General features: G+C 43.4%; 9 protein-coding genes and 1 tRNA gene. 8 read left to right on the top strand and 2 right to left on the bottom strand.

Annotated elements, in window-relative coordinates; all coding sequences use genetic code 11:
- Positions 1-10 precede the first annotated feature (10 nt).
- From APB76_RS12035 to APB76_RS12025, 3 genes are all read left to right on the top strand, one after another.
- Positions 11-976 (top strand): lytic murein transglycosylase, encoded by a 966-nt coding sequence (locus tag APB76_RS12035; RefSeq protein WP_054961553.1) that lies wholly within the window; start codon positions 11-13, stop codon positions 974-976.
- 57 nt (positions 977-1,033) lie between these two features.
- Positions 1,034-1,975 (top strand): LysR family transcriptional regulator, encoded by a 942-nt coding sequence (locus tag APB76_RS12030; protein ID WP_054961680.1) that lies wholly within the window; start codon positions 1,034-1,036, stop codon positions 1,973-1,975.
- A gap of 227 nt (positions 1,976-2,202) precedes the next feature.
- Entirely contained in the window at positions 2,203-3,402 is a 1,200-nt protein-coding gene (locus APB76_RS12025; RefSeq protein ID WP_049843620.1) for a NupC/NupG family nucleoside CNT transporter, read from the top strand.
- A gap of 109 nt (positions 3,403-3,511) precedes the next feature.
- On the opposite strand, the gene folD is transcribed toward APB76_RS12025, so the two are convergent.
- Entirely contained in the window at positions 3,512-4,372 is an 861-nt protein-coding gene (gene folD / locus APB76_RS12020) for a bifunctional methylenetetrahydrofolate dehydrogenase/methenyltetrahydrofolate cyclohydrolase FolD (RefSeq protein WP_049843621.1), read from the bottom strand.
- A 201-nt stretch (positions 4,373-4,573) separates the two neighbouring features.
- On the opposite strand from folD, the gene APB76_RS12015 reads away from it, so the two are divergent.
- The 4 genes from APB76_RS12015 to APB76_RS12000 all read left to right on the top strand — a co-directional run bounded on the left by APB76_RS12015 (position 4,574) and on the right by APB76_RS12000 (position 10,198).
- A tRNA-Arg gene (locus tag APB76_RS12015) sits at positions 4,574-4,650 on the top strand.
- 418 nt (positions 4,651-5,068) lie between these two features.
- Complete coding sequence (locus APB76_RS12010) at positions 5,069-6,703, top strand: response regulator (RefSeq protein WP_054961554.1); 1,635 nt, start codon at positions 5,069-5,071, stop codon at positions 6,701-6,703.
- A 135-nt stretch (positions 6,704-6,838) separates the two neighbouring features.
- A complete protein-coding gene (locus APB76_RS12005) occupies positions 6,839-7,447 on the top strand; it encodes a DUF2913 family protein (RefSeq protein ID WP_049843623.1) in 609 nt (202 codons plus the stop codon).
- A 210-nt stretch (positions 7,448-7,657) separates the two neighbouring features.
- A complete protein-coding gene (locus tag APB76_RS12000; RefSeq protein WP_054961555.1) occupies positions 7,658-10,198 on the top strand; it encodes a beta-prism lectin domain-containing protein in 2,541 nt (846 codons plus the stop codon).
- A 112-nt stretch (positions 10,199-10,310) separates the two neighbouring features.
- Here the strand turns inward: APB76_RS12000 and APB76_RS11995 are convergent, their stop codons facing one another.
- Positions 10,311-12,308, bottom strand: a complete 1,998-nt coding sequence (locus APB76_RS11995) for a methyl-accepting chemotaxis protein (protein WP_054961556.1) — start codon at positions 12,306-12,308, stop codon at positions 10,311-10,313.
- A 465-nt stretch (positions 12,309-12,773) separates the two neighbouring features.
- Here APB76_RS11995 and APB76_RS11990 point away from each other — a divergent pair, with 465 nt between their 5' ends.
- Complete coding sequence (locus tag APB76_RS11990; RefSeq protein WP_054961557.1) at positions 12,774-14,240, top strand: protein adenylyltransferase SelO; 1,467 nt, start codon at positions 12,774-12,776, stop codon at positions 14,238-14,240.
- The last annotated feature ends 11 nt before the right edge of the window (positions 14,241-14,251 follow it).

Genomic DNA, 14,251 nt, shown 5'->3' with positions numbered 1-14,251 from the left:
GGAGGGCAATGTGAAAAAAATACTGTCAGTCGTTCTAGGGTTCACTTTTGCCACCTCTGTTTATGCCAATGAGGTGAGTTTTGAACAATATGTTGAAGGCCTAAAACAAGAAGCTCGAAGCAATGGTATTTCGGAGCAGATTATTAATCAGGCTTTTGACAATGTGACTCATAAGCCTCGTGCGGTAAAAGCAGATAAAAACCAGCCGGAAAAGAAATTAACACTGGATGAGTACATTCCTCGTGCTGTACCCGATTGGAAGGTAAAGCAAGCTAAAGCGCTATACAAAGAGCATTATGCTGAGTTAGGCCGAATTGGTGAAGAATACGGTGTACAGCCACGTTTTATTGTAGCGCTTTGGGGAGTTGAGAGTAACTTTGGTAAGTTCACTGGTAACTACCCAGTGATCGATGCACTGTCGACGCTCGCCTATGATGGTCGTCGAGAGGCCTTTTTCCGTAAAGAGACCATGGCCGCGCTGCAAATATTGCAAGAAGGACATATCTCAGTCAGCGACTTTAAAGGCTCTTGGGCTGGGGCGATGGGGCAATGCCAGTTTATGCCAAGCTCGTTTCTTTCTTATGCTGCTGACGGTAGCGGCGATGGTAAGAAAGACATTTGGAATACTGAAGCGGACGTGTTCGCGTCAGCCGCCAACTATTTGAGCCAGTCAGGTTGGGATGACAAGTTTACTTGGGGGCGTCAGGTTAAGCTACCGCAAGGTTTTGACATGAACCTAGAAGGGCGCATTGAAGGTAAAGAGAAAACCCTCGCCGAATGGAATCAACTTGGCATCACTCGTTACGATGGTAGCTCACTGCCTCAAGTCGATGTGGATGCCTGGTTGACAGCCCCTGATAATGCCAATGGCCGCGTCTATCTGGTTTACAACAACTACAATGTATTGATGAAGTGGAATCGCTCTTACTACTTCGCGTTAGCTGTCAGCCACCTTGCTGATAGAATTACTCTGTAGATAACCCACTGATACTAAAGGAGCTCAATGGAGCTCCTTTTTCATTTTGGAGAGAGTGTGCTTTCAGAACGTGCCGCACAAATGGTGGTATTTGCTGCCTTGCTAAAACATAAGAACTTTACCTTGGCTGCTAAGAGCCTAGGGGTATCAGTTTCCCATGTGAGTAAGCAATTGGCTCAGCTTGAGTCGTCGTTAGGTGTGAAGCTGGTGCAACGCACTACACGCAGTTTTACACCGACAGAAGCAGGGCAGAGATTTTATGAACACTGTGCTCAACTGGTTACCATTATCGGTGAAGCGCAGCTTGAAGTTGAAAGTCAGCGCGATGAAGTGGCGGGCTTAGTGAAAATTGGTTTATCGCAGTCATTTGGTACTTTGCATATCATTCCTGCAATTGATGAATTACGACGACAATATCCTAGCTTACAAGTCGAGGTTCACCTATTCGACTATAAGGTCGATATGCTAGAAGAAGGACTAGATCTCTGGATCACGAATAATGAGCACTTACCTGAAGGATACGTGGCTCAACGTTTAGCTGATTCTAAGTTTGTCGTTGCTGCTTCTCCGGATTATTTAGTCCAACATCAAACTCCCAGTCATCCAAATGAATTGACAGAACATAATTGCTTGATCTATAGGAGTTGGGAGAGAGACTACACTCGATGGGCTTTTGCTAAACAACAAGAGCTCCTCAATATTAAGGTCTCAGGGAACTATTCAGTTGACTTAGCTGAGGCTGTTCGTGATGCTGCTGTGGCGGGGTGGGGGATTGCGTATCTTGCCACGTATCTCATCGGTGATGAGTTTAAAAATGGTCAACTTATCCAGCTATTTCCTGATTGGACCGCCTCGCAAAGTATGCCGTTTTACGCTGTGTACCCGAGCCGACGTTATCTGCCCAAGAAGACTGTTGCCGTGATCGAATTTATTAAGCAGCAAATTGGCAGTCCTTGCTACTGGGATAAGAAACTAGATCCTTATATTCAGAAACCTTAACTGGATATGGTTTAATAAGTTAATTTTTCTTAGGTTATAAACATAATTTCCATACAGAAAATATCGACCCAAGCAAACGTTTATATGATTAAAAATCAATGAGATAAAGTGTTGGTGGTTATTTGTGCTAACCAAACTACATCCGGTTAACAACTGTGATTTGCATCTCATTTTTATATCACTAAACTCCGACGCCACTCTTGTTCCCTTAATGTCGGATCCTATCTATGAACTCAATTCTAGGCATTGTCGCCATCCTGTTTACGGCATGGCTGCTTTCTACAAATAGAAAGAAAATCAATTTAAAAACGGTTTCGTTGGCTTTTGCTCTGCAAATCACTTTTGCTCTGTTGGTGCTTTATGTCCCTGCGGGTAAAGAGGCACTAAATAGTGTGACAGGTGCGGTTTCAAATCTTATTAACTATGGTCAGGAAGGCATCGCTTTCTTGTTTGGTGGTTTGGCGACAGGTGGTTTTACATTTGCGATTAACGTATTGGGCATCATCATCTTCTTCTCGGCACTGATCTCAGGCTTGTATCATATTGGTCTAATGCCAAAGGTGATTAACCTAATTGGCGGTGGCTTACAAAAGTTGCTAGGTATTGGCCGTGCAGAGTCACTATCTGCAACCGCCAATATATTTGTTGGCATGATAGAAGCGCCACTAGTGGTTAAGCCTTACCTTAGACAAATGACCGACTCTCAGTTTTTTGCCGTCATGTGTGGTGGTTTAGCTTCTGTTGCTGGTGGTACTTTGGTCGGCTATGCGTCGTTAGGTGTTGATCTAAACTTCCTTATTGCCGCGGCATTCATGTCTGCGCCAGCAGGTCTGTTAATGGCGAAAATGTTAGTTCCAGAAACAGAGGCCATTAGCTCAAGCACTGAACTCGATAACGCAGATATGCCGAAAGCAACCAATGTGGTAGAGGCGATGGCAGATGGTGCAATGTCTGGTTTACGTATTGCGGTAGCTGTTGGTGCAACCTTATTGGCATTTATTAGTGTGATTGCGATGCTGAACGGAATGCTAGGTTGGCTTGGTGGCCTAGTCGGTATTGAACTCAGCTTTGAACTAATCCTTGGTTACCTTTTTGCCCCAGTTGCTTGGTTACTCGGTATTCCATGGAGTGAGGCAATTACAGCAGGCTCATTAATTGGTAATAAAATTGTGGTTAATGAGTTCGTGGCCTTTATCCAGTTAATGGATGTAAAAGCGCAGCTAAGTGAGCACTCTCAAGCGATTGTTACTTTTGCGCTTTGTGGCTTTGCGAATATCTCAACAATGGCAATGTTAATCGGTGGTTTAGGTAGTCTAGTTCCTGAAAAGCGCCCATTTATTTCAAAATATGGCTTCCGTGCTATTGCGGCAGGTGTGATGGCAAACTTAATGAGCGCTTCGATTGCGGGTGTGATTCTCAGCCTTTAGGAGTCGAGAGCGGACTTCGTCCTTCGAGATGCGAGAACGCTCGCTCTCGGGGATGATGGTAATAAAAAGGGTTGGCATTAAGTGCCAACCCTCCAATCTGTTCTCGCTTCTATTTCTTAGTATGGAACTGCTCACAAGCTAGCATGGTATTTTCAATTAGACTTGCGACGGTCATTGGCCCGACACCTCCTGGCACCGGAGTAATAAAGCTCGCGCGCTCTTTCGCCTTGTCATAGTCCACATCACCGACAAGTTTACCTGACTCAAGGCGGTTAATACCGACATCAACCACAACCGCACCTTCTTTAATCCAGTTACCAGGAATAAAGTTTGGTTTACCTACTGCTACCACAACCAAATCAGCTTGGCGAATGTGCGATTCAAGGTCTTTGGTGAAACGGTGACAGGTTGTTGTTGTACAGCCCGCCAGCAGTAGCTCAAGCGTCATGGGGCGACCGACAATGTTTGATGCACCGACGACTACAGCATGCATGCCACGTAGGTTAATGTTATAACGCTCTAGTAGAGTAATAATCCCTTTTGGGGTACAAGAACGTAGCTTAGGAATTCGCTGTGCTAAACGGCCTACGTTGTAAGGGTGGAAGCCATCAACGTCTTTCTCTGGGTGAATGCGCTCCAGTACATGTGTTGTATCAATACCTGCTGGAAGCGGCAACTGAACAAGAATACCGTCAATCTCAGTATCACTGTTGAGCTTGTCAATAAGCGCGAGTAGTTCTTCTTCTGTTGTTGTCGCTGGAAGGTCAAAAGATTTGGAGACAAAGCCGACTTCTTCACATGCGCGACGCTTGCTACCGACATAAACTTGAGAAGCCGGATCTTCGCCGACAAGAACGACTGCAAGGCCAGGCGCGCGTAAACCCGCTTCTTTACGAGCTTTGACACGAGCAGCAACTTCTGAGCGAACAGTTTGGGAAATTAGAGTTCCATCAATATTTTGAGCAGTCATGACTTTCCTTTAATAAGAATGGCGAATTATTTGCAGCGCATTGTCGCAAATTATTTGACGAACATCTAGAAGCAAACGTTTGCTTTGTGGTGTTTTTAATCAAAATAGAATTCTGTGACTTTTTTTTAGTCAGTCAGATCATAATGTTACTAAAATCCCTTGTTTTAAGAATTCGAACTCGTATAATCCTTTTCCTGTAGCGCGCCCTTAGCTCAGCTGGATAGAGCACGTCCCTTCTAAGGATGTGGTCGTAGGTTCGAATCCTACAGGGCGTGCCATTTATTTAAGGAACCCGATAACTCATTGAGTTATCGGGTTTTTGCTTTTTTAAAACAAAGTCATCTGGCTTTGCAGGCCAGCACCTTTTTGTCTTTCTTCGCTTCTGCACCGCTTCTACTGTTGTAATCAATTAACTCACTTCCTGGTTTCGGGAAAATTAAATTCCCTTTGGTGAAGTTTTAATCATTAATTATTTGATTTATAAATGCTTGTGTTTTTATGTTTAAGCTTGTGAATGCTTATTGGTGGCTGAAAAGTCTTGTATTTAATTGAAAAATAAAAAGAAATTTTATTTTTATAATGATTAATTTGTAACTATTCGCCTGCTCGTGTATCTAGGTCTTCGGCTAGTGGTGAGCATTTACATGTCGTCTTTACCTAGCACTCAAGTGAAATAAAATTGATAGATGTAGATACATGGCGGACAAACAAGACTTAAGCGATAAGCGGATACTCATTGTTGAAGAAAACAGTATGTTATCGTCTTCGATAAAGAATATGTTGAAGAAAATGGGTGGTGCAGAGGATAAGTTGCACAAGGCTCAAAACGTGATGACATTTAAGCAATTCGTCAATCAGTATCGCTTTGATCTGATTATTTGTTCTTATGCGAGTAAGAAGAGGGTTGTTGGTCCCAAGTATCATTATTTGTATCAGCAAAGTCTGGCTCATTCACATGATTGTTCATTTGTTGTGGTTGTTAATAGCAGTGACGATGAACATCTTAGAGGGGCTGAGGAGTTGGAGCCGGACAATATCCTAGGTCACCCGTTTAACTACAATCAGTTTAAACATCTTATCTTTAGCAGTTTAATTAAGCGCTCGATACTGTCAAAAGTGCACAAAAAGCTGGATATTGGTTTATTCGATGATGCGATAGAAATTTGTAATCTCCAATCCAAAAAGAAAGGGATAGAGTGGCTGGATTTTTACAAAGTCGTCGTCGAATGCTATGTAAAACAAGACAAGCACGATTCCGCGATTCAGGTTCTTAAGCTGCTCGCTCGGCGCGTGAAACATCGTTGGCCAATAGTGAAACTGATTTCTTTGCATGATGAACTTGGTCACAATGAAGAAGCACTCGAACTCGCTCATGAATATGAGCTGCTCGGCTATCCAGATGATCCCCTAGTCGCGCAACTCACAGCTCGTCATTCCCTGCTCGATTGTGACTTAGATAAAGCGGTTCGAGTAATGATTAAGCTGTCGATCCGTTACCCACATGTCGTTCATCTTACTTTAAAGTGCGTGATGCTGTGTATTGTGCAGTCTGACTATCGTAAAGCCTCAGTGTTCCTTGCTAAGATTGACTATGACTCAGTATTGGATGACGGAGAACTGATTCTGATCGAAGAGCTGCGTTTATTCCTTGAAGCTCTGATAGCACTTAAGACGCAAAATAGGATGAACCCTGCGACTTTAAAAACTTCATTGAAAGTGATTCTTGCCATTCAAGAGCATGACTTAATTGATAGCCATAAGCTGTCAAAAGGCTTGTATCAGTTGCTATTTCAAGTCAATGGCTTCAATCCTGTGTGCTCACCTAAGCGGCTTGAGGTTCTGTATGTTCAAACGAAATTAGAGCACCGCAAGTTCGTTATGCTTGCTGTCGCGCTTCATATTGGATGTCTGGATCTTGCCAAGCAATGGTTGGAAGAGTTGAGGCAGGTTAATGTGGTTAGGAAAGATATCGCAATGACGATTAGCTGTATTGTACTTGATAAAGCAGAGAGGATATTGAACCAAAAAACGCAAGCGATGAACGAAGCTAAAGAAAAGGCTTCATTGGGTCAGGTAATAGAGGAATTGGCGATAAAAGCGAAAGAAGCGCCTTACTTTATTAATCATCATTCACATTTCATTAACGCTATGCTCAAGTTCGAGGTTTCAGACAATAGTAATCTAGAGTTACTGAAAGAGCAGTTTCCGGTAAGTGTCGGAATAGTCATTGAAAACTTGATAAAACAAGATCCTCTTCACCCTAAGGTAACTCAAATCCAAAAAGCAAAGCGCATTGTTCAAAAGCGTCTTAAGAATCCTATTCTTGCCTAGACAAATCAATTTGTTAGCAGGTTGACCAGACATTGATTGATTACTGTACTTACGCAATGCTTTTCGGTAGCATGTCGATCCTTAAATAAATCCTTATAGACTAAGCTAGAGCTTGGCACCTTACGTTCAGAGAACATGCGCAGTATCCATACCAAAATTAAACCTGAATTCGAACCGTTGCTAGCGGAACTCGCTCTTCATGCCTTGCTTCACTTGCGCACTAACCATACTGCTAGCGCTTTAGAACGGCAATCTCGTTCTCAAATCAATGATATTCTTTCTGCTTGGTTAAATAAGGCAGCGAATAGCAAAAAGTACAAACCCTTTAAAAAGAAAGTAAAATCCTTGGTGAGTCATGCTCGCGCTCAGCGGCTAGATATGGAGTCAATGTTAAGTAATTTGCTTGTTCCGGCCGCGGGAGATGAACTACCACATCTAGATAGTTTTTTGTTATTGGTTAACACCTTAGAGAAAGAGTTAAACACCACAGTTTTAGTCTCAAGCCCAGAAGCCGTTGATCTGCAGCATAATAGCAAAGGGTGCCTATTGTGTGTTTTGTCTAAAGATTTGAATACTCACTTTAATAATCGCAACCGTCTTGTTGAAGATATTTCGATGTTGTTTCGTGGTATTCGTGGAGAAAAACACGCTTTTCTTCGAACTATCTATTCTTCGTCCCTATTCGACCATCATGTAGAATTTGAAGATGGTGAGTTCGTTAGAATAACACTCTCTCTGCGTTAACCAACGCGACTCTCATTTTATTAGTCCCAAAGTTTATATTCCCACTATTTAAATACTTCTTAGGTTTTATTGCTAATAGGTCTTCGAATTAATACTTGTTTTAATTATGAGATGTCTCATTATTGAACAGCTGATTTCTTTGTAAGTTATTGAACTAATTTATCTAACAGAAGATATTTGCCGCTCCAATAACTAGAAGGATAATTCAGGATGGAGCTCAAACTGATTTCATTAACCTCGGTGTTAATGTCTTTAACTGCGACTTCTGCTCTTGCACAAGTTGCAGAAGGAGAGGGGTGTATTGTTAGTTTAGAAACTGGCGAAAAATATTGTTTACAAGTCGGAGAGCGTTCCGGCTATTCGCTGCCCGGATTTATTTACCAGCATGAAGTAGAGGTCTATGCTGCACCTGGCACAGGGGTGATGTTAAGTGATTGGGACAACCTTTCATATAATAGACTTGCTGTATTCCAAGGCTATACGCCAAATCAAGAATTGGAGTCAGTTAAGGCGTACAATGGAAAAATGCTCGACTTCTCAACCCCGCGTTCGATGCGAGTGGTTGCTAAGCAGCCTCTCGTAAAACCAGATTTGACTTGGTCATGGCAAGACAGTGACTTTATGCCGCAATATAATCAAGTTATGTCCTCACCTGTCGTCGTTCAATTAAATGACGACAATGGAGATGGTAAAATTGATAACAAAGATATCGCAGACATTATCGTAACCACATTTTCGGGTGCCAAGTACAATGAGAATGGGGTGGTACGCGCTTTAAGTGGTAAAGATGGTTCAGAGTTGTGGGATTATCGAGATGGGCCAGTAATGGCTGATCCGCGCTATTCTGTTGCTGCCGCTGATTTAGATGGTGATGGGAAAATTGAGATCGTCTCTGGTGCGATCGGTGCGAATCACATCACTGTGATTGACCATCAAGGTTATCAAGAAAAACAGATAGAAATCATTTCGACAGGGTATCCGGCAGGTCAATTCGCCATTGCTGATATCGACAACGATGGTAGTGTTGAAATTCTTGGTGCCGACGGCGTTTATAGTTACGAAACAGGCTTACTCAGATTTTCATATGCATGGAGTCCTTCTCCAATTCCAGTTGATACCGATGGCGATGGCGTTCAAGAAGTGTTTGCTGACACATCACTTTTTAATGCTAACGGCGCTGTAGTCTGGACTCACCCGACCCTTTACCGCGCTTGGTTTTCATCGGTGGCGAATTTAGATGATGATGCGAGCCCAGAGCTGATAGTTTCTATCCCAAGAACCTCTCACGAGCCCGACAAGAGCTCGTTTTCTGTCTTAGAGCACGATGGTTCCGTTAAGTGGAGTGTGACCAATGTCAGCAACCCAGGTGGCGGTGTGCAAGCGGTATCGAACTTCTTAGGTAAGTCATCGACGGAGCAGCTATCTCAGTCAGATACTTATGGGTTTAAACATCGTTCCAGCGTTAAGCTTAAGGTTGAGGACAATAGTCTTCTTTATATCAATTCTGGTCTAGCAATTGACGCAATTGGTACTAATGAGCTTAACTTGGTTGGTGGTGACGGTGGGCACGCTAATTCGCCTATCGATCTCAGCCAAGTAACCCAAGTGGCGATCACCTCAGGTAAATACTTCTGGGGAGGAAAGCATCTGCTAGCACTTGAGTTTTATTATGCAGATGGTTCGTCAGTGATGTTTGGCTCTAAAAGAGCAGCATTTTGGCAAAAAACTCAGCATTTCCAACTACCTGAGAACCAAAAAATTAGTGCTGTTAATGTATGGTCAAAAGGCTGGCTAGTTGAAGCCCTTCAGTTTGAGTTATCTGAAACATCAAGCAACGAAACGTTAGGTATTGTTTATGCGGGATATAACGCTGTCGATATGTATAACCGCCATGGTGAATTAGTTTGGACCGTACTTAATGATGATTTAACTAGTGGCAAAATTGGTGTGTCTGCGTTTGACTTTACAGGCAATGGAATTGACGAAGTACTTGTTCAAGACCAAACCAAGGTACGCATTCTCGATGGTCGAAGTGGATTAGCTCTTGCTGAAATTCACAATTCGACCGGGAGTTTATGGGAGTTCCCAATTGTTGCTGATCTTGCTGGAGACAAAGATGCTGAGTTGATTGTTGTCGCAAATGATTACGATGCAAGATACGCCTTAAATCATGGTGTTTATGTTTATAACTCCGGTGACGATGATAAACCTTGGCAAAACGCGACTCGTATATGGAACCAGCACGCATTTTATATCAGCAATATTAATCAAGACGGAACAGTGCCAACCAAGTATCAACCAAGTTGGTTAACGCACAACACATACCGTTCTAGTACTTATGTTGCCAGCGAAAATGAAAGCTCAGAAATCTATGGTTTCCCAGCAGGTCAGCCTGTGGAACTTGATCTGAATGATGAACTTCATGTTCGCTCAGGTTGGATGATTGATGCGTTGGGCGCTGACGGAGATGAGATGGCTGGTGGTTACGGTGGTGTACTAGGTATTCCTGTTGATCTTGAACGCGTGGTATCTGTTGAGGTGACATACGGTACTTTCTATTGGGGAGGTAACCATGTGGTTGCGCTTACTTTTGTGTATCAAGATGGCACAGTGCTGTTTTATGGGTCTAAACGTTACGCTTATGCCAAGAAAGTTGGCAAATTTGACGTTCCTCAAGGTAAGAAAATCGAAGATATGAAGGCTTGGGCTGTGGGCGACTATATCGACGCAGTGCAGTTCATTGTTGACTAATACCAAACAGAATAAATGTCGGAATACCTATTTTATCCCGACGGGTATAAGCGCTAATGATGACCAATAGAAACGCCAGTCCTAGGTGACTGGCGTTTTTAGTTGGGTTGATTTACACGAGTTTGAACTTCAGCAGTTGATCGTTCACTTCGCTAACTTCTTCACGATAACTCGACACGATATCATTCATTGTATCCGCAAGTTGACCGGTATTTTGCGCGATCTCTGTTAACACGTCGATGTCTTGGTCGACAGCCTCACTCGCTTTAGATTGTTCTATGGTTGAATTGGCGATGCTGGTAATGTGCTCATTGACGGTCTCAATCAAAACTTCAAGCTGAGATACGCTGTTATTCACATCAGATACCGAGTTAAACGTTGAATCTGTCGCCTCACGACTTTTATTCATGTTGTTGACTGCGGTTTGAGTATTGGTAGAGATGTTTGAGAGTAGCTGGGATATATGTTCCGTCGCTTCTTTGCTGCGTTGCGCTAGGTCGCGTACTTCAGAAGAAACCACAGCAAATCCACGACCATGTTCACCCGCTCGTGCAGCCTCAATAGCCGCATTCAGTGCGAGCAGGTTTGTTTGCTCAGAAATGCCATTGATTGTATCGACAATTTTGCTCACGCTTTGTGCATCTTGTTCAAGTTGCAGCATACAGTCTTGAGTTTGTTCTATTTGATTAACTAATGCTTTTACAATCACATATGAATCTTGGCTCTGTTGTTGGCAGGTGAGTACTTTGTCGGTCATTTGCTTTGTTTCTTCCAATGAGCGTTCAGAGGATGAAGCAATTTCGAGACTAGACTGCGAAAGCTGCGTCATTGCCGTTGCGATGTTGCCACACTTATCTGCTGTGGCGCGGCTACTATCTCCCAAATCATCAGCACCTTGCACCATTTGGTCGAGTCGTTGATGGCTGTGGTCATTACTTTGGGTAACGCGCACCAAGAGCTGCTTAATACTCGCAATCAGTCCGTTGACGCTGAGAGATATTTGCGACAATTCATTTTTTCCATCGGCTTGGAGAACCAAACTAAGATCGTTAGATTTCGACATACTGGCGAGATTGGAGGTCAGTTCGCCAACTCGACGTTTGAGACTAGAAAGGCTAACAACTAATCCGCCTAGTAGAAGTGCGCCCAAGCAAATACTGCCTGCCACCATTAAGCTTAGCTGCCACTGGGCAGAGTTTGCCTGTCGGGAAACCACATTGGTCATCTCTTCAACTAGGCCGTTGCGAATGGCATTAACCAATTTAATTCGCTCGGTTGCAGAGCCGAACCAAACTAACGCAGATGGGCCTTGAAGGTTGCTTAGGCTGGTCTTTTGAGCCAAATACTGATTTTCGATGTCGACCACTTGCTTCCAGGTTGGGCTGTTTTTAGCCTGGGTAAATTGTTGCAAGTAAGCTTCGGGCATGGTGAGCATTGCTGCTCGCTCACTATATTGCCCCGACTTTAGATAGTTCTCGATCGATGTGTATTGATCGATGGACGATCGCTTTCTGGCAAATGCACCATTTAATGCCCCCCGAACTTGGCCTGCTCGCTCCTTGATGATCATTACAGAGGTTAAAGAGTTTCCTAACCTGATAATTTGTGCATTATTGACACCTGACACCAGCAGGGCGGCATTATCTATGGCCAACTGGTTTAAGTTCGAGTAGTACGCAAAAGGAGAGCGTTTAGGTGAAAGCTGATCGACCTGGTTTCTAATTTGGTTAATCTCAGCTAACTGGGCCGAGAGATCGTGTTTCAGTTTATCGGTTAAATCTTGAGAGATATGTTTTGGTTGGAACTGATTAAAAGCCGCAATGTGTTGGTCGGCTTTCGCACGTTGAGCTCTGAGGTTAGCAACTTGCTCTTGGGCACCTTTACTACCAAGTACTCCTGCTGTTAAACCGCGCTCTACCGCTAAGTTGTGGGCAAGATTGTCATACAGCAAGGTAAGCTCTATGGTCTCTTTATCTTTATAGGCTTGGTCTACAATAGCGCCTTTGACCAGCGAGAGCTCAATCGCCATAAAGAGTGCGATTAAAAGCGGTACCCCGGCCAGGGCAGTAAAAATGTGGTGCAAAGAAAAGCGTTGCATAACCAAACGCATAGGTGGCCTCCTGACTCGAATTTATAATTATGATGATTCGATCATAGTTGAATTGATTGAAATGTTAAGTGACAGAGAACTTATTGTGATTAATATCCTCACTTAAATCATGGAAAATGGTATTAATCGTTTCGTTGTCATAAAAATTTAACCTAAGTATGCATTGAGAAAAGTCTTGAATTTCATCATATTGTAATGACCATGTAATAAAAGGGGAATGCCTATGCAACATCAAGAGATGATCCAACCTTCCAACTTTGGATTGATTAGCCGTACTTGCCTGTTTTCACTGATCGGAATTGTCAGTGTTTTTACACTTCTATAAAAGAGCAAGTGATTAAGAGGTAAGCCCTGAAGTGTTAGTAACTACTTACTTTGTTTTTTGCTGACAATCAGGGTACCCTCTAGACCTCACCATAGCGCTATGCTAGTTTCCTCTTAGCTCATATTGTTAATGGTTTGTGTATGCTCTCTCTATCCTCACTGTCTCATCGTTTTGCTTCATTACCAACAACATTTTATTCAACTGTGCTCCCACAACCATTAGACGATAGTCGCTGGGGGATTTGGAATGGCGATTTGGCAAAGCAGTTTGGCTTGCCTGGTGATGCGCCGCTAGGTGAACTTAAGCAGCTCCTTTCTGGAGAGTCGGTGTTAGAAGACACACCTCCAATAGCTATGAAATACGCGGGTCATCAATTTGGTGTTTACAATCCCGATTTAGGTGACGGGCGCGGGCTATTACTAGGCGAGCTAACCAGTCATTCCAATCAAGTGTTTGACTTGCATATTAAAGGAGCAGGGCTGACACCCTATTCGCGGATGGGGGACGGTCGAGCAGGAATACGTTCAACCATTCGCGAGTATCTGTGCAGTGAAGCAATGGCTGGGCTGGGGATCCCGACGACCCGAGCGTTGGGTATGTTAGTCAGCGATACGCCTGTGTACCGCGAAAAATGCGAACAAGGTGCTTTATTGCTGAGAATGGCGCGCAGTCATATTAGATTTGGTCACTTTGAGCACTTTTTCTATACCAATCAATTATCAGAGTTACAGCTACTCGCTGATAAAGTCATTGAGTGGTATTGGCCGGATTGTTTCGATACCGACAAGCCTTACGTGACTATGTTTACAAAGGTTGTAAATGCTACCGCTGAAATGATTGCTATGTGGCAAGCCTATGGGTTTGCTCACGGCGTGATGAACACCGATAACATGTCGATAATTGGTGACACGTTTGATTATGGTCCATTCGGTTTTCTAGATGATTATGACCCAAGCTACATTTGTAACCACTCAGACTACCAAGGTCGTTATGCGTTTGACCAGCAACCACGTATTGGTTTATGGAACCTATCTGCTTTAGCGCACAGCTTGTCACCTCTCATTGAGCGTGATGAACTAGAGCAAGCCTTATCGAGTTTTGAGCCCCTAGTTGCGAAAAGTTTTAGTCTAATCATGCGCAAGAAACTGGGGTTGAAAAGCAAGCAAGCCAACGACACGCAGCTTTTTGCAGCGATGTTTGAATTGCTTCACCAACATAAAATGGACTATACCCGATTCCTACGCGAGCTTTCCTGTGTCGATAAGCGGGGTGAACAGGCGGTGCTAGACCTTTTTGTTGACCGTGAAGCTGCTCGGCATTGGTTAACTCAATATTTGCACCGTTGTGAGCAAGAAGTCGATGAAACGGGTTCAAGATTGTTAGTAGAGATACGATGCGCTCAAATGCGCCAAGTCAATCCGAAATACATCTTACGCAACTATCTTGCCCAACTCGCGATTGATAAAGCTGAAGAGGGAGATTTCAGTGAAGTACATCGATTGGCCGAAATTCTGAAAAGGCCATTTGATGAACAGCCTCAAATGAATGCGTACGCTAATCTACCACCAGAATGGGGCAAAAAGATGGAAATTAGCTGCTCATCCTAGTTCAGTTAACT

The sequence above is a fragment of the Vibrio bivalvicida genome, from assembly GCF_001399455.2.
Classification (GTDB): Bacteria; Pseudomonadota; Gammaproteobacteria; order Enterobacterales; family Vibrionaceae; genus Vibrio; species Vibrio bivalvicida.
This window is presented reverse-complemented; position numbering and strand designations above follow the sequence as displayed.

Bases quoted from the DNA above. Each gene is read 5' to 3' on its own strand.
- APB76_RS12025 (WP_049843620.1), top strand. From the start codon at position 2,203: ATGAACTCAATTCTAGGCATTGTCGCCATCCTGTTTACGGCATGGCTG.
- folD (WP_049843621.1), bottom strand. From the start codon at position 4,372: ATGACTGCTCAAAATATTGATGGAACTCTAATTTCCCAAACTGTTCGC.
- APB76_RS12010 (WP_054961554.1), top strand. From the start codon at position 5,069: ATGGCGGACAAACAAGACTTAAGCGATAAGCGGATACTCATTGTTGAA.
- APB76_RS12005 (WP_049843623.1), top strand. From the start codon at position 6,839: ATGCGCAGTATCCATACCAAAATTAAACCTGAATTCGAACCGTTGCTA.
- APB76_RS12000 (WP_054961555.1), top strand. From the start codon at position 7,658: ATGGAGCTCAAACTGATTTCATTAACCTCGGTGTTAATGTCTTTAACT.
- APB76_RS11995 (WP_054961556.1), bottom strand. From the start codon at position 12,308: ATGCGTTTGGTTATGCAACGCTTTTCTTTGCACCACATTTTTACTGCC.
- APB76_RS11990 (WP_054961557.1), top strand. From the start codon at position 12,774: ATGCTCTCTCTATCCTCACTGTCTCATCGTTTTGCTTCATTACCAACA.